This is a genomic window from Niveispirillum sp., assembly GCF_017996735.1.
Classification (GTDB): Bacteria; Pseudomonadota; Alphaproteobacteria; order Azospirillales; family Azospirillaceae; genus Niveispirillum.
The window spans coordinates 24,611-51,558 of sequence record NZ_JAGOGJ010000010.1; the positions used below are offsets into that span (position 1 = coordinate 24,611).

General features: G+C 65.5%; 23 protein-coding genes. 13 read left to right on the top strand and 10 right to left on the bottom strand.

From position 1 onward, the window contains the following. Together cysW and KBA48_RS05755 are read left to right on the top strand one after the other, a co-directional pair. Window positions 1–864 (top strand): sulfate ABC transporter permease subunit CysW, encoded by an 864-nt coding sequence (cysW, locus tag KBA48_RS05750; protein WP_292904111.1) that lies wholly within the window; start codon window positions 1–3, stop codon window positions 862–864. 13 nt (window positions 865–877) lie between these two features. Next, entirely contained in the window at window positions 878–1,921 is a 1,044-nt protein-coding gene (locus tag KBA48_RS05755) for a sulfate/molybdate ABC transporter ATP-binding protein (protein WP_292904113.1), read from the top strand. A 334-nt stretch (window positions 1,922–2,255) separates the two neighbouring features. On the opposite strand, the gene KBA48_RS05760 is transcribed toward KBA48_RS05755, so the two are convergent. Then, the gene (locus tag KBA48_RS05760) at window positions 2,256–2,549 is read right to left on the bottom strand and encodes a DUF1244 domain-containing protein (protein ID WP_292904115.1); all 294 of its coding nucleotides are present in this window, start codon (window positions 2,547–2,549) and stop codon (window positions 2,256–2,258) included. A gap of 204 nt (window positions 2,550–2,753) precedes the next feature. On the opposite strand from KBA48_RS05760, the gene KBA48_RS05765 reads away from it, so the two are divergent. The 4 genes from KBA48_RS05765 to KBA48_RS05780 all read left to right on the top strand — a co-directional run bounded on the left by KBA48_RS05765 (window position 2,754) and on the right by KBA48_RS05780 (window position 6,343). Then, window positions 2,754–2,930: a hypothetical protein gene (locus tag KBA48_RS05765; protein ID WP_292904117.1), complete on the top strand. Its 177-nt coding sequence runs from the start codon at window positions 2,754–2,756 to the stop codon at window positions 2,928–2,930. A 188-nt stretch (window positions 2,931–3,118) separates the two neighbouring features. Then, the gene (locus KBA48_RS05770) at window positions 3,119–4,774 is read left to right on the top strand and encodes a long-chain-fatty-acid--CoA ligase (protein WP_292904119.1); all 1,656 of its coding nucleotides are present in this window, start codon (window positions 3,119–3,121) and stop codon (window positions 4,772–4,774) included. Between the two features lie 89 nt (window positions 4,775–4,863). Further along, window positions 4,864–5,376 (top strand): GNAT family N-acetyltransferase, encoded by a 513-nt coding sequence (locus KBA48_RS05775; RefSeq protein ID WP_292904121.1) that lies wholly within the window; start codon window positions 4,864–4,866, stop codon window positions 5,374–5,376. Window positions 5,377–5,773: 397 nt separating this feature from the next. Then, the gene (locus KBA48_RS05780) at window positions 5,774–6,343 is read left to right on the top strand and encodes a DJ-1/PfpI family protein (protein ID WP_292904123.1); all 570 of its coding nucleotides are present in this window, start codon (window positions 5,774–5,776) and stop codon (window positions 6,341–6,343) included. A 233-nt stretch (window positions 6,344–6,576) separates the two neighbouring features. On the opposite strand, the gene KBA48_RS05785 is transcribed toward KBA48_RS05780, so the two are convergent. From KBA48_RS05785 to KBA48_RS05795, 3 genes are all read right to left on the bottom strand, one after another. Then, entirely contained in the window at window positions 6,577–7,035 is a 459-nt protein-coding gene (locus KBA48_RS05785) for a PilZ domain-containing protein (RefSeq protein ID WP_292904125.1), read from the bottom strand. Window positions 7,036–7,127: 92 nt separating this feature from the next. After that, entirely contained in the window at window positions 7,128–9,731 is a 2,604-nt protein-coding gene (locus tag KBA48_RS05790) for an FtsX-like permease family protein (protein WP_292904127.1), read from the bottom strand. Between the two features lies 1 nt (window position 9,732). After that, on the bottom strand, window positions 9,733–10,461 hold the full coding sequence (locus KBA48_RS05795; RefSeq protein ID WP_292904129.1) for an ABC transporter ATP-binding protein: 729 nt from the start codon (window positions 10,459–10,461) through the stop codon (window positions 9,733–9,735). Window positions 10,462–10,534: 73 nt separating this feature from the next. Here KBA48_RS05795 and KBA48_RS05800 point away from each other — a divergent pair, with 73 nt between their 5' ends. The 5 genes from KBA48_RS05800 (at window position 10,535) to KBA48_RS05820 (ending at window position 18,186) form a co-directional block, all read left to right on the top strand. After that, the gene (locus KBA48_RS05800; protein WP_292904131.1) at window positions 10,535–11,164 is read left to right on the top strand and encodes an arylesterase; all 630 of its coding nucleotides are present in this window, start codon (window positions 10,535–10,537) and stop codon (window positions 11,162–11,164) included. Then, window positions 11,164–12,300 (top strand): FIST N-terminal domain-containing protein, encoded by a 1,137-nt coding sequence (locus KBA48_RS05805; RefSeq protein ID WP_292904133.1) that lies wholly within the window; start codon window positions 11,164–11,166, stop codon window positions 12,298–12,300. Before KBA48_RS05800 ends, KBA48_RS05805 begins: the two co-directional genes overlap by 1 nt. A 341-nt stretch (window positions 12,301–12,641) precedes the next feature. Next, window positions 12,642–14,330: a CHASE3 domain-containing protein gene (locus KBA48_RS05810; RefSeq protein ID WP_292904135.1), complete on the top strand. Its 1,689-nt coding sequence runs from the start codon at window positions 12,642–12,644 to the stop codon at window positions 14,328–14,330. 103 nt (window positions 14,331–14,433) lie between these two features. Beyond that, a complete protein-coding gene (locus KBA48_RS05815) occupies window positions 14,434–15,261 on the top strand; it encodes an SGNH/GDSL hydrolase family protein (protein ID WP_292904137.1) in 828 nt (275 codons plus the stop codon). A gap of 102 nt (window positions 15,262–15,363) precedes the next feature. Then, the gene (locus KBA48_RS05820) at window positions 15,364–18,186 is read left to right on the top strand and encodes an ATP-dependent DNA helicase (RefSeq protein WP_292904251.1); all 2,823 of its coding nucleotides are present in this window, start codon (window positions 15,364–15,366) and stop codon (window positions 18,184–18,186) included. A 7-nt stretch (window positions 18,187–18,193) separates the two neighbouring features. Here KBA48_RS05820 and KBA48_RS05825 read toward each other — a convergent pair whose 3' ends face one another. Continuing rightward, window positions 18,194–18,355, bottom strand: coding sequence for a hypothetical protein (locus KBA48_RS05825; RefSeq protein ID WP_292904139.1), 162 nt, complete (start codon window positions 18,353–18,355; stop codon window positions 18,194–18,196). Between the two features lie 279 nt (window positions 18,356–18,634). On the opposite strand from KBA48_RS05825, the gene ahcY reads away from it, so the two are divergent. Continuing rightward, on the top strand, window positions 18,635–19,930 hold the full coding sequence (gene ahcY, locus KBA48_RS05830; RefSeq protein ID WP_292904141.1) for an adenosylhomocysteinase: 1,296 nt from the start codon (window positions 18,635–18,637) through the stop codon (window positions 19,928–19,930). A 139-nt stretch (window positions 19,931–20,069) separates the two neighbouring features. On the opposite strand, the gene KBA48_RS05835 is transcribed toward ahcY, so the two are convergent. The 5 genes from KBA48_RS05835 to cmk form a co-directional block, all read right to left on the bottom strand. Next, window positions 20,070–20,519 (bottom strand): (deoxy)nucleoside triphosphate pyrophosphohydrolase, encoded by a 450-nt coding sequence (locus KBA48_RS05835; protein ID WP_292904143.1) that lies wholly within the window; start codon window positions 20,517–20,519, stop codon window positions 20,070–20,072. Further along, on the bottom strand, window positions 20,516–21,760 hold the full coding sequence (gene argJ / locus KBA48_RS05840) for a bifunctional glutamate N-acetyltransferase/amino-acid acetyltransferase ArgJ (RefSeq protein WP_292904145.1): 1,245 nt from the start codon (window positions 21,758–21,760) through the stop codon (window positions 20,516–20,518). Before argJ ends, KBA48_RS05835 begins: the two co-directional genes overlap by 4 nt. Before the next feature lie 178 nt (window positions 21,761–21,938). Beyond that, the gene (gene rpsA / locus KBA48_RS05845) at window positions 21,939–23,633 is read right to left on the bottom strand and encodes a 30S ribosomal protein S1 (RefSeq protein WP_292904147.1); all 1,695 of its coding nucleotides are present in this window, start codon (window positions 23,631–23,633) and stop codon (window positions 21,939–21,941) included. Window positions 23,634–24,065: 432 nt separating this feature from the next. Beyond that, window positions 24,066–25,061: a hypothetical protein gene (locus KBA48_RS05850; RefSeq protein WP_292904149.1), complete on the bottom strand. Its 996-nt coding sequence runs from the start codon at window positions 25,059–25,061 to the stop codon at window positions 24,066–24,068. 96 nt (window positions 25,062–25,157) lie between these two features. Continuing rightward, the gene (cmk, locus tag KBA48_RS05855; RefSeq protein WP_292904151.1) at window positions 25,158–25,823 is read right to left on the bottom strand and encodes a (d)CMP kinase; all 666 of its coding nucleotides are present in this window, start codon (window positions 25,821–25,823) and stop codon (window positions 25,158–25,160) included. Between the two features lie 170 nt (window positions 25,824–25,993). Here cmk and KBA48_RS05860 point away from each other — a divergent pair, with 170 nt between their 5' ends. Continuing rightward, entirely contained in the window at window positions 25,994–26,932 is a 939-nt protein-coding gene (locus tag KBA48_RS05860) for an alpha/beta hydrolase (RefSeq protein ID WP_292904153.1), read from the top strand. The last annotated feature ends 16 nt before the right edge of the window (window positions 26,933–26,948 follow it).

Consider the following 26,948-nt stretch of genomic DNA (forward strand, 5'->3'; position numbering starts at 1 on the left):
ATGAGTGGACATTCCCCCAAATCCCGCGTCACCGTGGCCGAGCCCGTCTGGGTCAAGGCCTTGATCATGCTGGCGGCCCTGGGCTTCCTGGGCTTCTTCATCCTGCTGCCGCTGGCGGCCGTGTTCACCGAGGCGCTGCGTCGCGGCCTTGGCGCCTATCTGGAGGCGCTAGTGGAGCCGGACGCGCTGGCGGCCATCAGGCTGACCCTGCTGGTCGCCGTGATCGCCGTGCCGGTGAATGTGGTGTTCGGCGTCGCGGCCGCCTGGGCCATCGCCAAGCATAAGTTTCCCGGCAAGTCGCTGCTGCTGACCCTGATCGACCTGCCCTTTTCGGTCAGTCCCGTGATCTCCGGATTGGTCTATGTGCTGCTGTTCGGGGCGCACGGCCTGATGGGGCCGTTCCTGCGCGAACATGGGGTGCAGATCGTGTTTGCCGTGCCGGGGCTGGTGCTGGCCACCATGTTCATCACCTTCCCCTTCGTGGCGCGCGAGTTGATCCCGCTGATGCAGGCGCAGGGCGTGGACGAGGAGGAGGCGGCCATCACCCTGGGGGCCAGCGGCTGGCAGACCTTCCGCCGTGTGACCCTGCCCAATATCCGCTGGGGCCTGCTCTATGGCGTGCTGCTGTGTAATGCCCGCGCCATGGGGGAATTCGGGGCCGTGTCGGTCGTCTCCGGCCATATCAGGGGGGAGACCAACACCATGCCCCTGCATGTGGAGATCCTCTACAACGAGTATAATTTCGTGGCAGCCTTTGCCGTTGCATCGCTGCTGGCCATCCTGGCCCTGGTGACGCTTGTCGCCAAGTCGCTGCTGGAATGGCGTCATGGCGCCGAACTGGCCGCCACCGCCCGCCGCCATTGATGGGAACGAACCCATGAGCATCAATATCAAGAACCTGACCAAGCGTTTCGGCGGCTTTGCGGCTGTGGACGGGATCGACCTGGATATCCAGTCCGGTGAACTGATGGCCCTGCTGGGGCCAAGCGGGTCGGGCAAGACCACCTTGCTGCGCATGATCGGCGGCCTGGATTATGCCGACGAGGGCACGCTGCTGATCGAGGGGCAGGACGCCACCCTGTCGGAGCCGCATGCACGGCGAGTCGGCTTCGTGTTCCAGCATTACGCCCTGTTCCGGCACATGAGCGTGTTCGAGAATGTGGCCTTCGGCCTGCGCGTTTCCCGCCGCAAGCCGAAAATGTCCGAAGAGGATATCCGCAGCCGGGTGACCAACCTGCTGGAACTGGTGCAACTGGCGCCCCTGTCCGGCCGCTATCCCAACCAACTGTCGGGCGGGCAGCGGCAGCGTGTGGCGCTGGCGCGCGCCCTGGCCACCGAACCGCGCGTTCTGCTGCTGGATGAACCGTTCGGCGCGCTGGACGCCAAGGTGCGCAAGGAACTGCGCCGCTGGCTGCGCGACATTCACAAGGGCATGGGCGTGACCACGGTGTTCGTCACCCACGACCAGGAAGAGGCGCTGGAACTGGCCGACCGGGTTGCCATCCTGAACAAGGGGCGCATCGAACAGGTGGGCACGCCGGCCGAGGTCTATGACCACCCGGCATCGGCCTTTGTCTGCGACTTCCTGGGCGGCGGGACGCGGTTGGATTGTGTGGTGGCCGACGGTGCGGCGGTGATCGCCGGCGCGCGGGTGCCCGTGGTCAATGAATTGCCGCCGCCAGGGCCGGCCACGGCCTATATCCGCGCCCATGATATCGACCTGGCCGAACCGGGGGAGGCGGGGACCCTGTCCGCCACCATCCGCCTGATCCAGCCTGTGGGACCGCAACTGCGCCTGGACCTGATGCTGGACGGGCGCGTGGTGGAGGCTGTGCTGGACCGCCATGCCACCAGCACGCCGCTGGCACCGGGACAGACCGTGTCCCTGCGCCTGCGACGCGCCAATGTCTATGCGGGCTGACGCCGGGAACGGTTATTAGCCCCGCCACGCAAGTCAAAGGGGCCTGTGCCCGCGTCCGGTCGCTTGTTATACCGGCGGCATGAAATCTTGACCTTCGGTCAATCTTTCCTGCCCCTCAAGCGCCGGGCGGCTGCATCCGCAGCCTTGGCTAACGCCGCACGTGCGGCGCGGCGGCAGTCGCCGCCGATACTAACGGTCAAGAATTTTGACCGTTAGTATTATACCTGCGGCTGAAAATCTTGACCGATGGCCAGGATTTTCAGCCCTTCAAGCGCCGGTGCCACCATCCGTTGGCTTGGCTTCACCGCGACGTCACGGAGCCGACGGATTGTCATCAGTGCGTGTTCGCCTGTTGGAAGGCGGCCTGCTGTTCGGCCGTTGCCTCACGCTGGTGCAGGGCCTTCCACTCGTCATAGGGCATGCCGTAGATCTGTTCCCGCGCGGCGGCGTCGCTGATCTCCACCCCCCGCTCTTCCGCCGCCGCCCTGTACCATTTCGACAGGCAGTTGCGGCAGAAGCCGGCCAGGTTCATCAGGTCAATATTCTGGACATCGGTGCGGGCCTGCAGGTGGGCTACCAGGCGGCGGAAAGCCGCCGCTTCAAGTTCTGTCCGGGTCTGGTCGTCCATGGTGGGCGTCCTTGTTCAAGATGGAGCGATGATGCCAATCCATCTGGTGTATCCCAGCCCGGTTTTAAAGGAAACCAATTAAAATTTTAGATGATTATGAGTAATCACTTTTTCTATTGATGCGATCATCAAGGCGTGTATCAATAGCCGCAATACCAAAACACCTATCCTAAAGTATCGACTGCCGCACCAAAAGGGGGCCCCATGGTTATCGACATGCGTACCCGCCTGCCGCACGGGCATATTGCCAACCATGCGGCCACGTTCAGCTTCCACGCCCAACAGTTGAGCCGTTGCGCGGCCGAACTGTCGGAGGCGATCGCCGCTCTTCAGGCGCTGGACATGCGCGCATTGCTGGCGGAATTCGAAGCCATCCGCTGAGTGGGGAACAGGGTTCCCAGGCAAAGGCCCGGCGCCAGTCACGGCGGCCGGGCCTTTTTTATGGCCGCATGTCTCCGGGCGCGGGAATTTTTAGAACAAGCGTTTAAATGCCTCTGGAAACGCGCGGTGGAAAGCCCCAAGCTATAAGCATCCAAGCCATAACAAGAATGCCAGGGAGGAAGATCCGAATGCTTGCTGGGTTGATGATGGACCGGCCGTTGCTGACCACCGGGCTGTTGCGTCATGCGGCGTTTAACTACGGGGACCAGGAGATCAGTTCGCGTTTCGCGGTCGAAAATGCGCATCGCTACACGTGGCGGGATGTCTGGCACCGCACGGCGCGGCTGGCCCATGCGCTGGATGCGCTGGGCGTGCGGCCCGGCGACCGTGTCGGCACCCTGGCCTGGAACGACCATCGCCATGTGGAGCTTTATTACGCGCTGCCCGGCATTGCTGCTGTTTGCCACACCATCAATCCGCGCCTGTTCCCGGACCAGATCACCTATATCGTGAACCATGCCGAGGATCGGTTCCTGTTCATCGATCCGATGTTCCTGCCGCTGGTGGAAAAGCTGTGGCCTGCCTTCAAGGGGGTGGAAGGGGTGGTTGTCATGACCCGGCCCGACCTGATGCCGGCCAGCAGCATCATTCCCAACCTTCATTGCTACGAGACATTGCTGGCCGCCCAGCCGGACGATTATGACTGGCAGGAATTCGATGAGAACACGGCCTGCGGCCTCTGCTACACGTCGGGCACCACGGGCAATCCCAAGGGCGTGCTTTATTCCCACCGTTCCTCGGTCCTGCATGCCTATGGCGTGCTGACGGCGCCGGGCCTTGATATCCGGGCCGATGCCACGCTTCTGGTGGTGGTGCCCCTGTTCCATGCCAATGCCTGGGGCTACCCCTATGCCGCCGCCATCGTGGGTGCCCGGATGGTGCTGCCCGGTCCCAAGCTGGACGGGAAAAGCGTCTATGAACTGATGGAACAGGAACAGGTCACCATCTCGTCCGGGGTGCCCACCGTCTGGTTGGGCCTGCTGGCCCATCTGCGCACCACCGGGGCAAAATTCACCAGCCTGAAAAGCGTGACGGTCGGTGGTTCCGCCCTGCCGCGCGCCATGCTGGAAGAGTTCGAACTGACCCATGGCGTGACCTGCGTCCAGGGCTGGGGCATGACTGAACTGTCACCGGTGGGCAGTGTCGGGGCCCTGTCCCAGGCAGAGGCGAAGCTGCCCGTCGCCCAACAGCATGATGCCAAGATGCGCGCGGGGCGTCCGCTGTACGGCGTGGAGATGCGGGTCATCGGGCCGGATGGGAAGGACCAGCCGCGCGACGGCACCTCTTATGGCGAGCTGGTGGTGCGCGGCCCCTGGATCACCCGTGGCTATTACCGGGATGAAAAGGCCAATGCCGATGCGTTCACGCCGGATGGCTGGTTCAAGACAGGGGATGTTGCGGTGATCAGCGCGGATGGCGCCATGAGCATCGTCGACCGCGCCAAGGATGTGATCAAGTCGGGCGGGGAATGGATCAGTTCCATCGACCTGGAAAACGCCGCCATGGGCCACCCGTCGGTGCAGGAGGCGGCGGTGATCGGCCTGCCGCATCCGAAATGGGTGGAGCGCCCGTTGCTGGTTATCGTGCCCCGCGCGGGGCATACGCCTGACAAGGACGGGCTGATGCGGCATCTGGAGGGGGAGGTGGCCAAGTGGTGGCTGCCCGATGACATCGTTTTTGTGCCGGAGCTGCCGCATTCCGCCACCGGCAAATTGTTGAAGACGGAGTTGCGCAAGCGGTTCCTGGATCATCCGCTGCCCTCGCTCGGTACCGCAGCGGAATGAGCTTGGCGGCAACGTGAAGCAATTCACAGGGGGCATGGCGCCGACAGCGTCTATCCTGGCGACGTCGTGCAACCCAGGATCGCCATGCCATGAATCCGGACCCCCTCGCCGTGCTGATGGACACCGTGGAAGGTATGGATGTCCGCATCGCTGCCGGGGGTGACCGGACGCTGGTGCGGCAGATCATCGGCGCCGATGCCGCGCATATGCTGGCCTCGGTGCCGGCATCGGCCCGTACCGTGCTGATCAGCGTACAGGTGGAAAGCCGCCTGCCCACGCTGTCGCGCCACCACCCGCTGGCGACGCTGCTGCTGCTGGGCGAGGATGGGCGCGCCGTCGGGATGATGATGGTGGATTGGCCGCCGGCCGGCCCCGTCACCCTGCTGGACCTGACGCTGCTGCCCGGCCTGCGGCGGCATGGAAGGGGCACGCGTGTCCTGACGGCCCTTTGCGGTGTGGCCGACCGGTTTGGCCGGCCCCTGCGCGCCAGCCTGTTCTATGATGATCCCGCCCAGCGGTTCCTGGCTCTTTCCGGCTTTGCGATGGCGGGAAGCGAAGGGACGGACATCGTCATGGAACGCCCGCCCGGCCCTGGCATTTGATCCGTTAACGTCTGCTTATCATCCGCCGGTGGCTGTGTGATGGCAGGTCTGAGGGAAATGCGGATTGACGTTGGGCGCGCGAAGGCCCAATTAGCGCCCCATGCATGAAAAGACGTAACCCGCCCCCAGTCCCCATGGGACGCCAAGGGGGGCAACAGCCCGACCGGCACCGTGTAGACGGGTTGGATCGGATGCTTGTGCCGTACCCGGCCCGTCCCGGACCGTGCCCGACACGGTCGCCGCGCCCATCGGGCCGGCGGAAGGCACCGGGATCGCGCGCCGCTTTCGGCATGGCTAATTTGAACGTGACCGGCCCGGCCGGCGCGTTCCCTGTCCACGGTGCCGCCGACCCCGGGTCGGCAGTGGAACCGCCGGACCAACAGAAGGAGACGAGATCTTGACTGAACAACTGCTTGCCGGAAAGAACATCGCCATTCTCGTGGCCAACGGCTTCGAGGAAGTGGAGATGACCGAGCCGCAGCGCGCCCTGCTGAAGGCCGGCGCCAAGCCGAAGGTGATTTCGCCCGAACAGGGCCTGGTCAATGGCTGGCATGGTGCCGCCTGGGGCCATTATTTCCCCACCGACCGCCATGTGGGCGAGGTGCTGGCCGCTGATTTCGACCTGCTGGTCCTGCCGGGCGGGGACCGTTCGGTTGCCAAGCTGGCCGGCAACCCGCACACCCGCCGCATCATCGGCAGCTTCGTCGACAGCGGAAAGGGCATCGTCGCCTTCGGCAAGGGCGTCGAACTGCTGGCCCTGGTGGAGCGTATCAAGGGCCGCACCGTGACCGGTGCCGACAGCGCCAAGGCCGCCCTGGAGGCTGCCGGTGCCAAGTGGTCGGACGACGAGATCGTGCAGGATCGTTTCCTGCTGACCGCCAAGAGCAACGAGGACATGAGCGGCCTGATCGACGCGATGCTGCGCAACTTCGTTGCCGCCGTCGAACAGCGCAAGGCCGCCGCCTGATATCGGTTGCCGTCACCGCGACAAAGGCCCCGTCATCCGGCTGGATGACGGGGCCTTTTGTTTTCTACCGTCTTCTATCAGTGACATGAAATATTGACCGATGGTCAAGATTTCATGCGGCCTCAGGCGCCGGGCGCCGCCATTCGGCGGCTTGGCTCACGGCGTACGTGCGCCGGGCCGGCCATCGACGTCCTGATACGACCCGCACGAGTCAAGAACTCATGCCTGTGGTATTACACAGACCATGTCAGGCGGATCTGGCCGGGTTCCAGCGCCACGATGCGGGCCGCGCGGTCTTCCACCCAGCCATGGACGGAAAACACGCCGACGATGTCCGTTTCCACCCCTTCCGGCCCCGTACAGGCAAAACAGGCGCCCGTGCGCGACAGGTTTATGGTTTCCCCCCGGATGATCCGGTCCTCCAGAGTCAGAAGGGCCGGGCTGCGCACCGGAACACGGGGAAAATGGCGGCGTTCGGTGCCCGGTCGCTTGCGGGGGGCGGCCGTCGGGGCCGGCTGGTCCCCGCGATGGGCCAGCCATTCGGCCATGTCCACCCAGCGCTGGCTTTCATCGGGGTCGTCGGTGTTCAACGCCGCCTGCCAGCAGGCGATCAGCTTGGCGTTCAACACCTCGTCCGGGATCGGACCGGTTTCATCGGCCGTCATCGCCGGTTCCATCGTCGCCACCTGCATCACTGTCCCATCCGCCGTGCGCGCGCTTCCCACGCCTATCGCGCGTGGGAAGCCTTCCTTTGCATATTAACAGCAGAGGGGGGCAGTCCTCGTCAATCAATCCTAAGGACAGGGGCAGCCGGCTGACCCAGGGCCCGCCACGTGCCAATGAAGCCCAAGGTCAGGGTGATACCGGTACAAATCAAGGCTGTGCTGATTACGGCCCAGGGCATGAAGATGAACGGGAAATCCATCACCATTGTCGCCACGATCCAGGCGACGATGGTCCCCAGAATTCCGGCCACGCCCGCCGTGATCAGGCCCAGCAGGCCATATTCCAGCAGGAAGGCGCGCAGCACGGTGGCCCGCGTGGCCCCCAGCACCTTCAGCACCACGGCGTCATAGACGCGGCGGCGATGGCCGGCAGCCACGGCCCCCGCCAGCACCAGCGTCCCGGCCACCAGGGTCACGGCCGCCGTCAACCGGACGGCCAGCCCGACATTGACCAGGATCTCCGACACGGTATCCAGCGCGTCCTTCACGCGCACGGCGCTGATATTGCTGAATTTCACAGCCACGGCCCGCTGTACGGCCGGTTCCGCCGCCTCTGGCGCCCGCACCGTGGCCAGATAGGTCTGCGGCGCGGATTCCAGCACGCCGGGGGAGAAGACCAGCGTAAAATTGATGGTGATCGTGTCCCAGTCCAGTTCACGGACCACGGCCACCTCTCCCTCGATATCGCGGCCCAGGACGTTGATGGTCATGGTGGCGCCGGGCCCGATGCCGAAGCTTTCGGCGATTTCCTTTGAGACGGCCAGCTTGGGCGGCCCCTGGTAATCGGCCGGCCACCATTCGCCGGCCAGGACATTGTCGTTGGCGGGGGCCTGCGCCTGCCAGGTGATGCCGCGATCACCATTCAGCACCCATGAATATTCCTTGGTCTTCAGCGCCTTTTCCGCCTCCACCCCGTTGATGGCCACGATGCGGGCGCGCAGGTTGGGAACAAGGTTCAGGTCTTCCGTGCCCGGCACGGACAGCACGGTCTGGCGGAAATCCTCCACCTGATCGGGCTGGATATCGACAAAGAAGAAGGCCGGCGCGTTGGTGGGCAGGCGGTCGGAAACCTCCTTCTGGAAATTCCCCTCGATCAGGGCGATGGCCACCAGCACCGTCAGGCCCAGGCCCATCGACAGCACCACGGCGCTGGTCGGGTTGCCCGGCCGGTGCAGGTTGGCCAGCGCCAGCCGCAGCACGGGCAGGCGGGGACGCCCCACGGCCCTGGCGGCCCGGGTCACGCCGATGCCGGCCAGCCAGAACAGGCCCAGCACGGCCACGGCCCCGATGACGAAGGAAATGGCGAAGCCCTTTTCGTCCGCCGTCGCCACGGCCAGCACACCCAGCGCCAGACCCGATGCCGCGATGCCCAGCAGATAGGACAGCCGGGGCGTTCCCTTGGCCTTCTGCACCACTTCCCGGAACAGGGCGATGGCCGGCACCTCCCGCGCATGGCCCAGCGGCCAGAGCGAGAAGGCCAGCGCCGTCAGGAACCCGAAGCCGGCGGCAATGGCCAGCGCCTGCGGATAAACGCCGATCCGGGCCGTGATGGGCAGCACCTCCGCCAACGCCGTTCCGGCGGCAAGCGGGCCGGCCGTGCCGACCGCCAGCCCGATGGCGATGCCGATGCTGGACAGGGCCATGATCTGGATCAGATAGGTCTTGAAGATCAGCGAACCCGGCGCGCCGACACATTTCAGCATGGCGATGGTGTTCGACTTGGCATCCATGTAGGCACGCACGGCATTGCCCACGCCCACCCCTCCGACCAGCAGCGCCGTCAGCCCGACCAGGGTCAGGAACAGGGTCATGCGGTCGATGAAGCGGGAAAGCTGCGGCGCCGCGTTCAGGTAATCGCGCAGGCGCCAGGGGGCGTCCGGCATCTCCGCCTTTGCTTGGTCGCGGAAGGTTTCAATGCCGATCCCGTCCTTCAGCTTCACCTGATAGGACCAGGTGATCAGGCTGCCCGGCTGCACCAGTTCGGTCCGGGCCAGCGCCGTCTCCGACAGCATCAGCCGGGGACCGAGGGAGAAGCTGCCCGACCCGGCCTTGTCCGGCTCCCGCGCGATCAGGCCGCGTACCTCCACCTCGATACCGCCGATGCTGATCGCCGATCCTGGTTTCAGGTTCAGGCGGGTGGCCAGCGTATCCTCCACCACCGCACCGAAACGGCCCTGCCGCTCGCCCAGCAGCGCCTGGATGTCCACCGCCTGGGGCAGCCCGTCGGGACCCTGGATTTCAAAGGTGCCGTAGAGCGGGTAGTTGGCGCTGACCGATTTCAGTTCCACCAGGGCGCTGGTGCCGCCATCGGCGGGGTCGCGGGCCATGGCGCGCATCTCGGCCGAGGTCATCACCTCGCCGCGCGCCGTCAGGAAGGCCATCTGTTCCGGCGTCGCCTGCCGGTACAGGATACGGGCGGCCACGTCACCGCCCAGGATGGCGCGTCCGTCGCTGCGCATGGCATTCTCGATGCCGCTGGAGATGGACTGCACCGTGGCGATGGCGCCCACACCGATGGCCAGGCAGGCGATGAAGATGCGGAAGCCCGACAGACCGCCGCGCAGTTCCCGCCGGGCGATCGTGAAGGCCAGTTTCCATTGCGACAGCCAATTGCCCTGGGGCGGCGCGGTTCCGGTGCCGGTGGATAGGGTTGTTGCAGTCATCTCAACGCCCCGCCGCCTGGCGCAGCACATCGCCGCGCGCATCATCCACGATCACCCCGTCCACCAGCCGGATCACCCGGTCGCATTGCCGCGCCAGTGCCGGATCATGGGTGATCAGGATGATGGTGGTGCCCACCCGGTCGGCCATGGCGAACATCAATTCGATAATGCGCTTGCCCGTGTCGCCATCCAGGTTGCCCGTCGGCTCGTCGGCCAGCAGCAGCGACGGCTCCGGGGCGAAGGCACGGGCCAGCGCCACGCGTTGCTGCTCGCCACCGGAAAGCTGGCCCGGATAATGGGTCAGGCGGTGGCCCAGGCCAACCGCCTCCAGCCCCTTGCGCGCCCGGTCGAACGCGTCGGGCGCGCCGGCGAATTCCAGCGGGATGGCCACATTTTCCAGCGCCGTCATGGTGGGGATCAGGTGGAAGGACTGGAACACGATCCCCACCTCGTCGCGGCGGAACCGGGCCAGCGCATCCTCATCCATGCGGGTCAGTTCATGGCCCTTCACCTGGACGGAGCCGGAGGTCGGGGGCTGCAACCCGCCCAGGATCATCATCATGGACGATTTGCCGGACCCGCTGGGCCCGACCACCCCCACCTTTTCGCCACGGCCGACATGCAGATCAATTCCTTTCAGGATGTTGACGCTGCCCGCCTCGCTCTCCAGCTTAAGACGAATATCGCGCAACTGGACAACGGGATCGGCCGGAACAATGGGCATCGCCATGACAAACCTTCAAAGCAAGGGTGATCCGAACCGATATGGCCCCTGGGGGGGCGCTTTCAACCGACTCGGTAACGTGATCCTGCTGCTTTTGTGCCTTTTGGCCCCGTCGGGCGCGATGGCGCAGGTCACACCCGGCCCCCTGAAAATCATTGTCCTGGGTGACAGCCTGTCGGCCGGTTACAAGCTGCCGCGCGAAGCGGCCTTCACCAGCCAGCTTGAGGCGGCGCTGAAGGCCAAGGGCTATGACGTGACGGTGCCCAATACGGGCGTGTCGGGGGAAACCACGTCTGGTGGCCTGTCGCGGCTGGACTGGATTCTGGCGGACAAGCCCGGCCTGATGATCGTGGAACTGGGCGCCAATGATGGCTTGCGCGGCATCGACCCCGCCCGCACGCGCGAGAACCTGGACAAGATCCTGACCAAGCTGCGGGAAAAGAATGTGCCCGTCCTGCTGGCCGGCATGATGGCGCCCCGCAACCTGGGCAGCGACTATGGAAAGGTGTTCGACGCGATCTATCCGGAACTGGCGAAAAAGCACGGCGTACCGCTTTATCCCTTCTTCCTGGAAGGGGTGGCGATGGACCCGAAGCTGAACCAGGAGGATGGCATGCATCCCACGGCCGATGGGGTGGCCATCATCGTGAAGAACATCCTTCCCTCCGTCACGGGGGTGCTGGACACGATCAAGGCCGGGGCCAAGTGATGGAAGATCCGCGCGACGATGCCCCCTTGTTCGCCAGCGCCACCGGCATCGGTGGTGACTGGTCCGGTGCCGCTAAGGACTGTCTGGACCATCTGACCCTGGTGCCCGGCGCCAATTTCGGCGTGCTCTATGTCACCGACCATCTGGCCGATCAGATGGGCAGCGTCGCCACCCTGTTGCGTGGCGTCACGGGCGTGCGCGACTGGGTGGGGACTGTCGGGCTGGGTGTGCTGGGCACGGGCGTGGAGCTGTTCGACCGTCCGGCCATTTCCGTCCTGATCGGGCGCCTGCCCGATGGTGCGGCCCGGTTGCTGGGGCCGCTGACCGATGGGCTGGCGCCGCTGGACGCGGTGCAGCCCTGGCTGCGCGACCACGCTCCCCTGCTGATGCTGATGCATGGCGATCCGCAACATGCGCGGCTGCCCGGCCTTCTGACCGATGTGGCGGGGCGCACCGGGGGCTTCATCGTCGGCGGGTTGACGGCATCGCGCGGGGAACAGGCGGTTCTGTGCGGGCACGATACCGGTCCCGGCCTGTCGGGCGTGATGTTTGATGCCAATATCATGGTTGCGACGGCCCTGACCCAGGGCTGTACCCCCATCGGTCCCGTCCGCACCATCACCAGGGCCGATGCCCAGGTGGTGATGGAGATCGACGGCGCGCCGGCCTTGTCGGTGCTGAAGGCCGATATCGGGCCGGAACTGGCCGGTGACCTGCGCCGCATCGGCGGGTTGATCATGGCGGGCCTGCCCATCCGGGGGGATGACCGGGGTGACCGGCTGGTTCGCGACCTGACGGCCATTGATCTTGAACGCGGCTGGATCGCCATCGGGGAAACGGTGGCCGATGGTCAGCCCATCCAGTTCTGCCGCCGCGATGCCCAGGCGGCGGAAGCCGACCTTGTCCGCATGCTGGACGGGTTGAAGCGCCGTTTGCCACCGGGACGGGAGCCGCGCGCCGGCATCTATGTCACCTGCGTAGCCCGTGGCGCGCGTTTGTTTGGCCGGCAGGGAGCGGAAATTGACCTGATCCGGGACCATCTGGGCGACTTTCCGCTGACCGGTTTCGCGGCGGGCGGCGAAATCTCCAACGCCCAGCTTTACGGCTATACCGGGGTTCTTACGCTGTTTCTTTAAGGAAATGGATAGGCCGGGCGCCATAGGCAGTAATAATGTATTAACCCGAAAGTTACCGGGCCGGCTGCGCTATGGAAGCTTGAAGCCGGCGCGGCGTGCCTTAATTCTAAATTAGTAATCACTTTTGATAGGAGTTCTGACAATGTTGTCATCTTCCCCTGATCGGACGAAATATTACTAAAATCCAAAACATCAAAAAGCCGTGGCCCATAATCGTATAGCGGCCACAGGATTTGTCTTCGTCACTTTATCACCTTCCGTGTGCTGTCTGAATTTCTCAGGCGGTAACGCCCCCCTTTTGTCCGCGTCACCGGATACACGGTTGCGGAATGGAGACAGGCATGCTTGCAACTTTGCGCAATCTCCCGATTGCCCGGAAATTGCTGATCGCTTTCGGGGCCCTTGTCCTGACATCCGTTATTGTCGGCAGCATCAATCGTGCCCAGTTGGCCTTTATCGAGGCCGGCAATGCCGAAACCGTGCATACCTATGAGGTGATGCGGACCGTGCGGCAACTGACCGCCGCGAAGGTGGATCAGGAAACGGGCCTGCGCGGCTATATGCTGACCGCCGATACCAGCTTCCTGGAGCCGTACAATGACGGGCTTCGCAATTTTGACACCAGCTTCGCCCGCATCAGCGACCTGACCAAGGACAATCCCGAACAGCAGGCCCGCCTGCAGGAGATCAAGGACGCGTCCAACGCCTGGAACCGGGAAGTGGCCGTACCGATCATCGCCGGTATCAAGGACCCCGCCACGCGTGAGGCGACGCGCGCCGCCGCCGCCACGGGCGTCGGCAAGAACCGGATGGATGCCATCCGCGCCAAGGTGGAAGAGGTACAGAATGTGGAACGCGGCCTGCTGGACAGCCGGCGTGCGGGTCTGAGCAACGCGTTCTCCACGGCCAATATCGCCACCATCGCCGGTGCCATCGGCTCGCTGCTGATCGCCATCGTCGCGGGTCTGTCCCTGGCCGGCGCCATCGCCCGGCCCATCCGGTCGATGACCGGTCAGATGGGGCTGCTGGCCGGGGGTGACAAAACCATCCATATCGATGGTCTGGACCGCAAGGACGAGGTGGGCGGCATGGCCCGCGCGCTTGAGGTCTTCCGGCGAAACGCCATCCGCGCCGACGAACTGGCCGCCGAGCAGGCGCGCGAGCAGGAGGCCAAGCTGCGCCGGACAGAGGTGGTGGAGGGGCTGATCGCCCGCTTCGACAGCGAAGTGTCGGCCATGCTGGGCTCTGTCGCCGGCGCCACCAGCCAGTTGGACGCCACGGCCCAGGGCATGACCGCCATCGCTGAGGAAACCCGCGCCCAGGCCACCGCCACCGCCAGCGCCGCCGACCAGACCGCCGCCAATGTGCAGACGGTGGCGTCCGCGGCCGAAGAAATGGCCAGCTCCATCCAGGAAATCTCCCGCCAGGTGGTGCATTCGACCGAGGTTGCCGACCGGGCCGCCGATCAGGCCACCCGCACCAATGAAACCGTGCGGACCCTGGCCGAAGCGGCACAGCGCATCGGCACCGTGGTGCAACTGATCTCTGAAATCGCCAGCCAGACCAATCTGCTGGCGCTCAACGCCACCATCGAGGCGGCGCGCGCCGGAGAGGCCGGAAAGGGCTTTGCCGTGGTGGCCAGCGAGGTGAAGAGCCTGGCCAACCAGACGGCCAAGGCGACGGACGAGATCGCGCAGCAGATCCAGTCCATGCAGTCCGTGACGGGCGATGCCGTGGGTGCCATCGGTTCCATCACCGGCACCATCGCCCAGATTAACGAGGCCATGGCCACCATCGCTGCCGCCGTGGAACAGCAGAACGCCACCACCCTGGAAATCAGCCGCAATGTGCAGCAGGCGGCGCTGGGCACCCGCGAGGTGTCGTCCAACATCGCCAGTGTAACCCAGGCCGCGGGGGAGACAGGGGTGTCGGCCACCCAGGTGCTGGGCGCTGCGCGAGAACTGGGTGAACAGGCCGATGTCATGAAGAACCGGGTGGAAGCCTTCCTGTCCGGCATCCGGGCGGCGTGATCCGGCATTCTGTTCATTGCGTGGTCGACCCGGTTCCCGGCCTTGGGAACCGGGTCTTCTTCTGGCAGCATGGGTCCGGTTTTCCCTGTCCGGTGCCCTTCCCATGCGTTTTGCCCTGCTTGCCCTGTTGTCCGTGCTGTTATCCGCCTGTGCGGGACGCCAACCGCTCCTGCCGCCGGGGGCGTCCTATGTGGCCATCGGCAGTTCCTTTGCGGCCGGGCCGGGCTTGACGCCCTATATCGCCGATACGCCCCCGCGCTGTACCCGGTCGACCCGCAACTATGCACATCAATTGGCGGCGAAGCGGGGATTGGCCCTGGTGGATGTCACCTGTTCGGGGGCCACCACCGGGGCCGTGCTGGACGGTTGGAACGAACTGCCGGCGCAGGTGGCGGCCATCGGTCCCGATACAAGGCTGGTCACCGTGACCATCGGCGGCAATGATGTCCTTTATATCGGCAACATGATGTCGGTTTCCTGCCGCATGGTGGCGGAGGATAAGGGGCAGCCGACAGACAGGTGCCGTGCCCCGTCCTGGCCGGATGAGGCGGGGTACCAGCGCCTGGGCGCGTCCCTGGACCGGATCGCGGTGGAGGTGCGGCGCCGGGCGCCCCAGGCCATTCTGGTCTTTGTCGACTATGTCTCCGTTCTGCCACCGTCCGGCACCTGTGCTGCCACGCCCCTGCCGGCGGACGATGCCGACCGGCTGCGCGAGACAGACAGGCGTGTCCGCGACCTGACGGCGGCGGCGGCAAAACAGGCCGGTGCCTTGTTGCTGAAGGCGTCGGATCTGTCGCGTGACCATAGTGCCTGCGGCACAGACCCCTGGATGAACGGATATCCTGCCGCGGCCGGCATGGCGCCGTACCACCCCAATCTTGCCGGCATGACGGCGGTGGCAGAGGCACTGGACCGGTTGCTGCCGCGCTGATGGATTGATCATGTTCCTGTTTTGTTGATGCATGGCGGCGGGACTTCCCTATACTCCGCCGCCATGAGCGAGATTGTCCCCTTCCGCCGGCCCGGTGCCGACATGGCGCCGGAAGCGGCCGCAAAGCTGCGTACGGCACCGCCGCGCCTGCTGCTGCCCGACGCGCCGGCCATTGTGGTGGGCGCGCGCGGTGTCACCTGGGTGACGCCCGATGGTGAGGTGGACCTGATCCCGCATGATGAGGCGGCATACCGGCTGCGGCATCAGAATGTGATCCTGGCCCATGCCCGCGCCGTGGGCCGCCGGTTGAAGACAGATCGCATGGCCGATCCGTTCGATCTTCTGGAACTGTTCGCCTTTGTCCGGCCCGCCCGTTTCTGCCTGCCCACGCCGAAGGGGCTGGCCGAGGCGACCGGTCAGCCCATCCCCGCCGATCCGGAGGCCGAGGCCCTGTCCCTGATCGACAGTGCCCGCGCGCTGCTGTCCGAACTGGCCGAGAATAACCGGCCGGAACCCGACGGGGAGAAGCGCAAGCAACGGCGTGAATTGTCGGATGCCGCCGGCATCGGCTGGTTCATGGGACAGGCGGGATGGTCCTGGGCCCCGTCGGTGATGGCGGCGCTGGGCCTGCCGCATGGGCCGGGCGACGGCCGGGCGCGGCGCGGCCTGATGATCTGGAACCATCTGAAGGAATGGCAGGCGGAAGCACCGGAACCGCCGCCCGGCCATATCCCCGTCGAACCGGCGGAGGCGCGCTGGCGTCTGGCCGAACTGGTGGGCAGCGGGGCCGGCGCCGAACCGCGCCCGCAGCAGGCCGACTATGCCAGCGCCGTTTCCAGCGCCTTCACCCCGCGCGATGAACAGGGCGTGCCCAATGTGGTCCTGGCGGAGGCCGGGACGGGCGTGGGCAAGACGCTGGGTTACCTGGCGCCCGCCACCGTCTGGGCGGAAAAGAACAGCGGCCCCGTCTGGATCTCCACCTATACCCGCCAGCTCCAGCAGCAGATCGACAAGGAACTGGACCGGCTGCATCCCGACCCGGCGGTAAAGGCCAAGCGGGTGGTGGTGCGCAAGGGGCGGGAGAATTATCTCTGCCTGCTGAACCTGGAGGAAGCGGCCAACATCGCCCATACCCAGCCGGCCTATGCCAATGCCATCGGCCTGATGGCCCGCTGGGCGGCGGCAACGCGGGATGGTGACATGGCGGGCGGGGATTTCCCCGGCTGGCTGGTCGATATCCTGGGCAAGGGCCGCACCCTGGGCCTTGCGGACCGGCGGGGCGAATGCGTCTATAATGCCTGCGCCCATTATTCCCGCTGCTTTATCGAAAAATCGATCAGGCGGGCGCGCAAGGCCGATATCGTGGTGGCCAACCATGCCCTGGTCATGGTGCAGGCGGCCCTGGGCGGGGGCGACGACGCCTATATCCCCACTCGTTATGTGTTTGACGAGGGGCATCATGTCTTCGATGCCGCCGACAATGCCTTCGCTGGCCATCTGACGGCGGCGGAGGCGGCGGAACTGCGCCGCTGGCTGCTGGGGGCCGAGGTGTCGGGCCGCAGCCGGGCACGCGGCCTGCGCCGCCGGGTGGAGGATCTGGTGGGCGGCGACAAGGTGTCCCTCGACCTGCTGCAGGAAATCCAGCAGGCGGCCCAGATCCTGCCCGGTGAAGCCTGGTCACAGCGTATCCATGGCGGGGAGGTGAAGGGACCGCTGGAATCCTTCCTGGCCGGGGTGCGCGGACAGGTCTATGCCCGCGCCCAGGGCGTGGACAATCCCTACAGCCTGGAAACCGACTGCAAGCCGGTGGCTGAGGGGCTGGTCGATCTGGCGGTCGAACTGGACATGGCGCTTTTGAAACTGGCCACGCCGCTGGAAAAGCTGGCCGACCGGTTGAAGGAGATGCTGGACGAGGAAAGCGACGAGCTGGAGGCCGAAACCCGCCGCCGCATGGACAGCGTGGCGCGGGCCTGCAAGCGCCGGGCGCAGAACGAGGTCAATGGCTGGCGGCTGATGCTGCAAAGCCTGAAGGATGAGACGCCGCGCAAATTTGTGGACTGGTTCGGGATCGAGCGGGTGGAGGGGCGGGATTTCGACCTGGGCATGTATCGCCACTGGGTCGACCCGACCATCCCGTTTGCCGACACGGTGGGCACGGTTGCCCATGGCCTGGTCCTGACCAGCGCCACCCTGACCGACGGGACGGGCGATGTGGAGCAGGATTGGCAGGCGGCGCATCTGCGCACCGGTACCGTGCATATGGGCGCCACGGCGCTCCGCGCCGCCGTGCCCAGCCCGTTCGACTATGCCAGCCAGACCCGCGTGCTGGTGGTCAATGATGTGCGCAAGGATGATCTGGGCCAGGTGGCGGCCGCCTATCGCGAACTGTTCCTGGCGGCGGGTGGCGGCGGGCTGGGCCTGTTCACGGCCATCCAGCGGCTGCGCGCTGTCCATGAACGCATCGCCGAACCGCTGGAGGAAGCGGGCATCCCGCTGCTGGCCCAACATCTGGACGGTATGGATGTGCCCACCCTGGTGGATATTTTCCGGGGGGAGGAGGATGCCTGTCTGCTGGGCACCGATGCGGTACGCGACGGGGTGGATGTGCCGGGCCGATCCCTGCGCCTGATCGTCTTCGACCGTGTGCCCTGGCCCCGGCCCGACATCCTGCACAAGGCGCGGCGCAATTATTTCGACAAGATCGCGGGCCGTCGCGGTTTTGACGACATGATCACCCGCCTGCGCCTGCGTCAGGCCTTCGGCCGGCTGGTCCGCCGCGCCGATGATCAGGGCGTGTTTGTGCTGCTGGACCCGATGATGCCATCCCGCCTGGCGGGTGCCTTTCCCGAAGGGGTGGAGGTGCGCAAGGTCGGACTGGCCGAGGCGGTGCGGGTGACGCGGGGATTTCTGGGCAGCCGGGACTGACCGGTCCCTATTCCCCGGATCTGCGCGAAAAGGCAGCCGCGCCCCGCATCAGCCGTTCCAGATCGCGGATACGGTCGGCCTGCTTTGCCTGACGGCGCTGTTCGTCCGTCTGGCCCTCCGTTGTGACGACACGCCGCCCGTCGCCCTGTTCCCGGTCATCCATTTCCATCTGTCGTCCCACCTACAAATGGCCCCCGCCGCATACGATAGTCCGTCAGCCGGACGGGGGTGGCAATCCGCCTCCTGCACATGGCTGGCGTCAAAGTGTCGCGGAGCCGACACCGAACCGCAATAAACAGATGCACACATAAAGATATCTTTATGCTTGCCCGCGACGGCTCCGCCTGATACATCCTGCGCCAGATACGGCAACCATTATGGCTTGCCGCTGCTTTGCATTTCGTAAACGCCAAGATCAGCACCCGGACGGGTGCGACCGGGAGCCATCATGACCGCCTTTACCGATTACAAGGTCGCCGACATCTCGCTGGCCGGCTGGGGCCGCAAGGAAATCACCATCGCCGAGACCGAGATGCCGGGCCTGATGGCCCTGCGCGCGGAATATGGTGCCGCCAAGCCGCTGGCCGGTGCCCGCATCGTCGGCTGCCTGCACATGACCATCCAGACCGCCGTCCTGATCGAGACGCTGACGGCGCTCGGCGCCACCGTGCGCTGGTCGTCCTGCAACATCTTCTCGACCCAGGATCAGGCCGCCGCCGCCATCGCCGCCGCCGGCATTCCGGTCTTCGCCTGGAAGGGTGAGACGGAAGAGGAATTCTGGTGGTGCATCGAGCAGACGCTGCGCGGTCCGGACGGCTGGGTCCCCAACATGATCCTGGACGATGGCGGCGACGTCACCCAGATCATGCATGAGAAGTACCCGGAGATGCTGGCCGAGGTGAAGGGCCTGTCGGAAGAGACCACGACCGGCGTGCATCGCCTGTATGAGATGGTGAAGGCCGGCACCCTGAAGGTCCCCGCCATCAACGTGAATGACAGCGTCACCAAGTCGAAGTTCGACAATCTGTATGGCTGCCGCGAGTCGCTGGTGGACGGCATCAAGCGCGCCACCGACGTGATGATCGCCGGCAAGGTCGCCGTCGTCGCCGGCTATGGCGACGTGGGCAAGGGCTCCGCCGCTTCCCTGCGCACCCAGGGCGCCCGCGTCCTGGTCACCGAGATCGACCCGATCAACGCCCTGCAGGCCGCCATGGAAGGCTATCAGGTCGTCACGATGGAAGACGCCGCCCCGCTGGGCGACATCTTTGTGACCGCCACGGGCAATGTGGACGTGATCACGCTGGACCATATGCGCGCCATGAAGGACCGCGCCATCGTCTGCAATATCGGCCATTTCGATAGCGAGATTCAGATCGCCTCGCTCCAGAACTATGTCTGGGACGAAGTGAAGCCGCAGGTCGATGAGGTCGTGTTCCCCGATGGCAAGCGCCTGATCGTTCTGGCCAAGGGCCGTCTGGTCAACCTGGGCTGCGCCACCGGTCACCCCAGCTTCGTGATGTCCGCCAGCTTCACCAACCAGGTGCTGGCCCAGATCGAGCTGTGGCAGAACCATGCCAAGTACGAGAACAAGGTCTATGTGCTGCCCAAGCACCTGGACGAGAAGGTGGCCCGCCTGCATCTGGACAAGATCGGCGCCAAGCTGACGGTGCTGAGCGACAAGCAGGCCGAGTATATCGCCGTGCCGGTCCAGGGTCCGTTCAAGCCGGATCACTACCGCTACTGATGTCGCTGCCCTTTCGGGTGCCGATACACAAACCCCCGCCGGGCGACCGGCGGGGGTTTTGTTTTGGGGCCAGAGAATGTTTGCGATGAGGCCCTGCTTTTCAGTTCCTCAGGCGCCGGGCAGTGGAAAGGAAAACACCCTAAAGCAGGTCCCGCAGGATGGGGATCAGGGGGATGTCGGCGGGGGGCATGGGGTAGTCGCCCATGCGCACCGGCTTTACCCAGGCCAGTTGCTGCCCCTCCAGCGGGGTGGGCGTGCCCTTCCAGACGCGGGCCGCATAGAGCGGCATCAGCAGGTGGAAATCATCATAGGTGTGGCTGGCAAAGGCGATGGGGGCCAGACAGCTTTCAGCCGTGTCGATTCCCAGCTCCTCCTTCAACTCTCGCACCAGGGCCGCTTCCGGCGTTTCACCGGCATCGACCTTGCCGCCAGGAAACTCCCATAGGCCCGCCATGGATTTGCCGGGGGGGCGCTGGGCCAGCAGCACACGGCCATCGGCATCGACCAACGCGACCGCCGCGACAAGCACGGTGCGGAACGGCCCTTTACGGGCCGGTTCCTGCCAGCATTGTGTGTCGCCGCCGCTCACGACCGGTAGCTGCCATTGATGTCGATATAGCCGTGGGTCAGGTCGCAGGTCCAGACGGTGGCCTTGCCGGCGCCCAGGCCGATATCGACCTCGAACAGGATTTCCTGGCCCTTCATATGGGCGGCCACCGGCGCCTCGTCATAGCCCGGCACCTCCATCCCGTTGGCGCAAATCTGCACGCCACCGGCGGAGATAACCAGCAGGTCGCGGTCCGCCCGCTCACCCGCACGGCCCACGGCGGCGACGATGCGGCCCCAGTTGGCATCCTCACCGGCCACCGCCGTCTTCACCAGCGGGGAATTGGCGATGGTGAGCGCGATGCGCTTGGCGGCGGCGTCGCTCTCCGCCCCCGTGACGCGCACCTCCACAAACTTGGTCGCCCCCTCGCCATCGCGCACGATCTGCTTGGCCAGGTCCAGGCAGACGGCGTCGAGAGCGGCGGCGAAGGCGGCCAGACGCGGGTCGGCAGCATCCTCGATGGCGGCATGCGCGGCCTTGCGGGTGGCACACAGGACCAGCGTGTCCGATGTGGAGGTGTCGCCATCCACCGTGATGGAATTGAAGCTGCGGTCCGTGGCCGATGACAGGGCCGCCTGCAACGGGCCCGGCGCGATGTTGGCGTCGGTGAAGACATAGGCCAGCATGGTCGCCATGTCGGGCGCGATCATGCCGCTGCCCTTGGCGAAGCCGGCGACGGTCACGGTGACGCCGTCGATGGTGGCCGTGGCCGACGCTCCCTTGGGGAAGGTGTCGGTGGTCATTATGGCGCGGGCCGCCACCTCCCAGGCCGCACCTTCCGCCGGGACCAGCTTGGTGAAGGCTTCCGGCAGCGACTTGGCGATCAGGTCGGACGGCATGGGCTGGCCGATGACGCCGGTGGAGGCGGGGAAGATTTCGCTGGGCTTGCAGCCCAGCAGGGCCACCGTGGCATCGATGGTGGCGTCCACGAACGCCTCCCCGGCCTTGCCGGTGAAGGCATTGGAATTGCCGGCATTGACCACCAGGGCGCGCACGGCGCCGCCGGCCAGATGGGCGCGGCAGCGATGAACCGGTGCCGATGCGGTCAGCGAACGGGTCAGCACGGCGGCCACGCTGGACCCTTCATCCAGCACCGCCACCATCACGTCGTTGCGCGGCGTCTTGTATCGGATGCCGGCGCGATGCCCGGCCAGACGCACGCCCGGCACGGGCGGCAGCGACGGGAATGAGGTGGGGGCGAGCGGAGAGACGGCGGTCGCCATGGATGCATGCTCCGGGGCAGGGGATTGATCCGCCGCATCAAGCCGATGCAGGGCCACCGGGTCAAGTGTCGCTTCGATGGCAGCGTCGATGTCCGGCCTCAAAAGCAAAAGGCCGTCGGGTCGCCCCGACGGCCTTTACTTACTCAACGCGCATCAGATGCGCCGATCCGTTGCCGGATCAGTCGTTCTGCTGCTTGCGCTTCAGGGCGGCGCCCAGGATGTCGCCCAGCGAGGCGCCCGAGTCGGACGAACCATACTCGGCCATCGCGGACTTCTCTTCCTCGACTTCCTTGGCCTTGATCGACAGGCCGATCTTGCGGGAACCGCGATCGACCTGGGTGACCTTGGCATCGACCTTCTCGCCAACGGCGAAGCGGTCGGGGCGCTGCTCGGAACGCTCACGGCTCAGGTCGGACTTGCGGATGAAGCCGGTGAAGCCTTCACCCACCTCAACCTCGATCCCGCCTTCGGTGATCTGGGTCACGGTGCAGGTGACGACTTCGCCCTTCTTGATGCCGGCAGCGGCGCTCTCGAACGGATCGGAAGCGAGCTGCTTGATGCCCAGGGAGATGCGTTCCTTCTCAACGTCAACGTCCAGGACCTTGACCTTGACCTGATCGCCCTTCTTGTACTCCTGGATCGCCTGCTCGCCGGGGGTGTTCCAGTCCAGATCGGACAGGTGCACCATACCGTCGATGTCGCCCGGCAGACCAACGAACAGACCGAATTCGGTGATGTTCTTGACTTCGCCTTCCAGCTCGGTGCCGCCCGGGAACTTCTCGACGAAGGCTTCCCAGGGGTTCTGCATGGTCTGCTTCAGACCCAGCGAGATACGGCGCTTCACCGGATCGACGTCCAGGACCATTACTTCCACTTCCTGAGAGGTGGAAACGATCTTGCCCGGATGGACGTTCTTCTTGGTCCAGCTCATCTCGGAGACGTGGACCAGACCTTCGATACCGGGCTCCAGCTCCACAAAGGCGCCGTAGTCGGTGATGTTGGTGACGCGACCCTTGAACTTGGCCTGCGGCGGGTACTTGGCTTCCACGCCCTCCCACGGATCGGCCTCAAGCTGCTTCATGCCGAGGCTGATGCGCTGGGTTTCCGGGTTGAAGCGGATGACCTGGACCGTGACGGTCTGGCCGATCTGCAGGGCTTCGGACGGGTGGTTGATGCGGCGCCAGGCGATGTCGGTGACGTGCAGCAGGCCGTCAACGCCACCCAGGTCAACGAACGCACCGTAATCGGTGATGTTCTTGACCACACCCTGCAGAACCTGGCCTTCCTTGAGGGAGGCAACCAGCTCGGAGCGGGCTTCCGCACGGCTTTCTTCCAGCACGGCGCGGCGGGAGACAACGATGTTGCCGCGCGAGCGGTCCATCTTCAGGATCTGGAACGGCTGCGGCGTGCCCATCAGCGGGGCGATGTCGCGCACCGGACGGATATCGACCTGGCTGCCCGGCAGGAAGGCCACGGCGCCATTCAGATCGACGGTGAAGCCACCCTTGACGCGGCCGAAGATGATGCCGGTGACGCGGGACTGGTCCGTAAAGGACTTTTCCAGCAGGGTCCAGGCTTCCTCGCGCTTGGCCTTCTCACGGGACAGGACGGCTTCGCCGTTCTTGTCTTCCATGCGCTCCAGGTAAACTTCGACGGTGTCGCCAACCTTCAGCTCGATCGGCTGACCGGGAACGGCGAATTCCTTCAGGGCGACGCGGCCCTCGGACTTCAGGCCGACATCGATCAGGACCTGGTCATTGTCGATGCTGAGGATGCGGCCCTTGACGACGGTGCCTTCCAGGCTGTCGGAGGAACCGAAGGACTCTTCAAGCAGAGCGGCGAAGCTTTCCTTCGCGGCGGAAACCTGTGCCATTTGAACTCCAATGGGCAGACTGTTTCGGGTTGAAGACAACGGCAACGCTGCCCCCCGTGTCCGGCACGCCCGAGCCGGTCGGAAAGCTTTGCCACCGCCGCGCCGGACACCACGCCCGGCGGCTTTGGTACGCTGATGCCCGCCCGGTCGCCCAGGGCGGGTCCATCCCGAAGAGACCGGCAATGTCAGACGAAATGTCTGGCAGGAACCGGTGAAGGCCATGGCGGCACCGGTGACGGGCACCGGCGAGGACGTTTCAAGCAAAAACGCGGGCACCGACGCGCCCCGGGATTTCCCCTGGCGGTCGTCCGCTCGCGTCACGATCCTTCATGTCCTTCGGGACAGGCGCGTCTTATAGCCGCGATGGGCGGCCCCCGCAACCGATAGAGTCAGGTGTGCGCCTGCGTTTCTGCGGCGCACCGCGCATGGGTGTCAGGCGGGAACCGCCGTTTGGGCCGGATAGGACTGCTTCAGCAGCTTGACCATGCCGATGATCATGTCGGCCCCCTTCTCGCGCACATGGTCGGGCACGCTGTTCGAATGCAGCGTCATCAACGGCGCGCCCGACGGGTTGTCCGGGTCCATGACCGCGATGCCGGCCATCGTGACGCCTTTCACTTTCGGGTCGGGCGTGCCATGGCCGCTGGCCAGATACTCCCCGATCGCACTGCCGCCGACCTGTGCGGCAACCGCGTCACCGGGTGCGAAGGATTTCAGGCTGGCCCGCAATTGCTCCTCGCTCATGCGGGCCAGTTTTTCCAGGGCGGCATTGTCGAAATGCAGGCTGACCTGCTTGCTGCCATTGCCTTCGGTGCCGGGCAGGAAAACCTGGACCTCCGACACCTTGTTCATGATTTCGGGGAGCGGCGGTTCGGAATCGCTGTTGGCGTGGCGGTCATCCTCCCACGCCTGCAACGCCGCCGACTTCGTCACCTGGGTCAGCGAAGGGTTACGCGTCAGCACATCCCCGATGGCACCCGTATAGCTCAGCCCCGTGGCCGGCAGGTTTCCCGGGTCCGGTCCCTTGGGCACTTCCACGCCCAGGGCGTCAAACAGGCTGTGGGCGACCTGCTGTCCCCGCTCTGCCATCTGGTTGCTGTAGGTGCCGAATTCCTGCTGCACCGCCATCCAGCGCTCATGCTGCTCGCGGCCCCTCTCTGCCTCTTCTGACAGGCGCAAGCGTCCGTATTTGGCGATGATTTCGACCCGCATCTCTTGCTGACGGGCGTGGTGTGCCTGCTTGGCCTCATCCGAAAGGCGGATAACATCACCAGGAGGGCTGGAGGAGGCGGGCGTGGGGGATGGCGCGGCGGGGGTGGCCCTTTGTGCCGCCAGTGCTGCCTTTGCCTTGGCAAGGGCTGCATTGGCGTTACCGGCATTGGTCAGTTTGAAAAGACTGTCGCCAGCCTTGTACGCTGATATGGCCATGGCACACCGCCTTACCGCGATTGCAACTCCCGTCTATAGTATCCGCGATGGGTTGTATCGGACAAGCTGATTTCGTTATGTGCGAGGCGGGTGTGGTCAGCGGCTGTTGGCCAGTCTTTCCCGTACCACCGCCAGGGCGGCGTCCAGCACCTGTTGCGGCGACATGTCCGAATTATCGATGATCACGGCGTCGGCGGCCGGCACCAGGGGGGCCACCGCACGCTTGGTGTCGCGGTCGTCACGCGCCCGCATGTCGGCCAGGACATCGGCGAAATCCGGCTTCTCCCCGCGACCCTGCAATTCCGCGAAGCGGCGCTGTGCCCGCACCTCCACGCTGGCCGTCACGAAAAGCTTCACGGGGGCGTCGGGACAGATCACGGTGCCGATGTCACGCCCGTCCAGCACGGCCCCCGGCCGTTCGTCCGGCGGGTTGGCGGCGAAATCGCGCTGGAATTCCAGCAGTGCCTGACGCACGCCGGGCACAGCGGAGACGCGCGACGCGCCCGACGCCGTGTCATCCAGGCGCAGGGCGGGGTCATGGGTCAGCCGGTCGATATCGGCCGCCGTCAGGGCGCGGGCGGTCGCGGTCGCCGCGTCCGCATCGCCCAGGTCGGCGCCTGCGCGGATCATGGTCAGCGCCACCCCGCGATAGAGCGCGCCCGTATCCAGCAGCGCATACCCCATGGCCTCGGCCACCTTGCGGGCCAATGTGCCTTTGCCGGACGCGGCGGGTCCATCAATGGCGATGACGGGGCGGGACATGGGCTTCATCCGGTGTCTGCTGGGAATGCGGCAGGCTTTGCGCCATGCGTCCCGCGCCGTCAAGTCCAGCCACAAATATGAACGTCGATTCAGTTTTCATTTGGCTTGCCGACCGGCGCGGCTTTGCCCATGCTCATCACCAATGCATAATCAAATCCTGGGGGGATCAGATGCGCCTGTTGGGGAAAATCCTTCTGGCCGTCCTGTTGCTGGCCGTTGCCGGCGTGGGCGGCTTCGTCTGGTGGGCCTACACACCCGATCTGTCGCGCGCGGCGGCAGAGGCACGGTTTGCCCGCGGCCCCGACGATTTTGTCGAGGCGTCGGGCCTGCGCTTCCATGTGCGGCAGGAAGGGCCAGAGGGCGCCCCCGTGATCGTGATGATCCATGGCAACGCCTCCATGCTGCAAAGCTGGGACGGCTGGGCGGCGGACCTGTCGAAGGATCATCGGGTCATCCGCTATGATCTGGCGGGACATGGGCTGACGGGACCGGACCCGACAGGGACCTATGGACCGGAACGCGACGCGGTGCAGTTGAAGGACCTGCTGGACCGGTTGAAGGTGGACCGTGCGGTGCTGGTGGGAAATTCCCTGGGCGGGCAGATCGCCTGGCATTTCGCGGCGGCCAATCCGGGCCGGGTGGAAAAGCTGGTGCTGGTCGCGCCGGGCGGCTTCCCCCTGCCGGGCCTGGAATTCGGCCAGAAGGTGCAGTTGCCGGACGCGGCCCGGATGCTGCCCTATACGCTGAAGCCCGAAGCGGTGAAGATGAAGATCGGGGCGCTGTACGGCGATCCGGCCCGGCTTAGCCCGCAGATGCTGGATAATTATTACCAGTCCTGGCTGGCGCCCGGCGTGCGGCAGGCTCAACTGACGCGGTTGTCCGCCTATATGGTGCAGGACCCGACGCCGACCCTGTCCACGATCCAGGTGCCGACCCTGCTGGTCTGGGGGGAAAAGGACCGGCTGGTCCCGTTCGCCACCACGCCGGCCCGGTTCCAGGCGGCGATGCCCAACACTGCGCTGGTCACCTTCCCCGGCCTGGGCCATATGCCGCAGGAGGAGGACCCGGCGGCCACGGTCGCCCCGGTACGGGAATTCCTGGCACTGTGAAGGCCCGGGGGCCGCC

Coding starts and splice junctions, on each gene's coding strand:
- KBA48_RS05805 (WP_292904133.1), top strand. CDS start 11,164: ATGGAAGATCCGCGCGACGATGCCCCCTTGTTCGCCAGCGCCACCGGC.
- KBA48_RS05825 (WP_292904139.1), bottom strand. CDS start 18,355: ATGGAAATGGATGACCGGGAACAGGGCGACGGGCGGCGTGTCGTCACA.
- KBA48_RS05815 (WP_292904137.1), top strand. CDS start 14,434: ATGCGTTTTGCCCTGCTTGCCCTGTTGTCCGTGCTGTTATCCGCCTGT.
- ahcY (WP_292904141.1), top strand. CDS start 18,635: ATGACCGCCTTTACCGATTACAAGGTCGCCGACATCTCGCTGGCCGGC.
- rpsA (WP_292904147.1), bottom strand. CDS start 23,633: ATGGCACAGGTTTCCGCCGCGAAGGAAAGCTTCGCCGCTCTGCTTGAA.
- KBA48_RS05810 (WP_292904135.1), top strand. CDS start 12,642: ATGCTTGCAACTTTGCGCAATCTCCCGATTGCCCGGAAATTGCTGATC.
- cmk (WP_292904151.1), bottom strand. CDS start 25,823: ATGTCCCGCCCCGTCATCGCCATTGATGGACCCGCCGCGTCCGGCAAA.
- KBA48_RS05785 (WP_292904125.1), bottom strand. CDS start 7,035: ATGCAGGTGGCGACGATGGAACCGGCGATGACGGCCGATGAAACCGGT.
- KBA48_RS05770 (WP_292904119.1), top strand. CDS start 3,119: ATGCTTGCTGGGTTGATGATGGACCGGCCGTTGCTGACCACCGGGCTG.
- KBA48_RS05795 (WP_292904129.1), bottom strand. CDS start 10,461: ATGGCGATGCCCATTGTTCCGGCCGATCCCGTTGTCCAGTTGCGCGAT.
- KBA48_RS05820 (WP_292904251.1), top strand. CDS start 15,364: ATGGCGCCGGAAGCGGCCGCAAAGCTGCGTACGGCACCGCCGCGCCTG.
- KBA48_RS05760 (WP_292904115.1), bottom strand. CDS start 2,549: ATGGACGACCAGACCCGGACAGAACTTGAAGCGGCGGCTTTCCGCCGC.
- KBA48_RS05755 (WP_292904113.1), top strand. CDS start 878: ATGAGCATCAATATCAAGAACCTGACCAAGCGTTTCGGCGGCTTTGCG.
- KBA48_RS05790 (WP_292904127.1), bottom strand. CDS start 9,731: ATGACTGCAACAACCCTATCCACCGGCACCGGAACCGCGCCGCCCCAG.
- KBA48_RS05765 (WP_292904117.1), top strand. CDS start 2,754: ATGGTTATCGACATGCGTACCCGCCTGCCGCACGGGCATATTGCCAAC.
- argJ (WP_292904145.1), bottom strand. CDS start 21,760: ATGGCGACCGCCGTCTCTCCGCTCGCCCCCACCTCATTCCCGTCGCTG.
- KBA48_RS05850 (WP_292904149.1), bottom strand. CDS start 25,061: ATGGCCATATCAGCGTACAAGGCTGGCGACAGTCTTTTCAAACTGACC.
- KBA48_RS05775 (WP_292904121.1), top strand. CDS start 4,864: ATGAATCCGGACCCCCTCGCCGTGCTGATGGACACCGTGGAAGGTATG.
- KBA48_RS05860 (WP_292904153.1), top strand. CDS start 25,994: ATGCGCCTGTTGGGGAAAATCCTTCTGGCCGTCCTGTTGCTGGCCGTT.
- cysW (WP_292904111.1), top strand. CDS start 1: ATGAGTGGACATTCCCCCAAATCCCGCGTCACCGTGGCCGAGCCCGTC.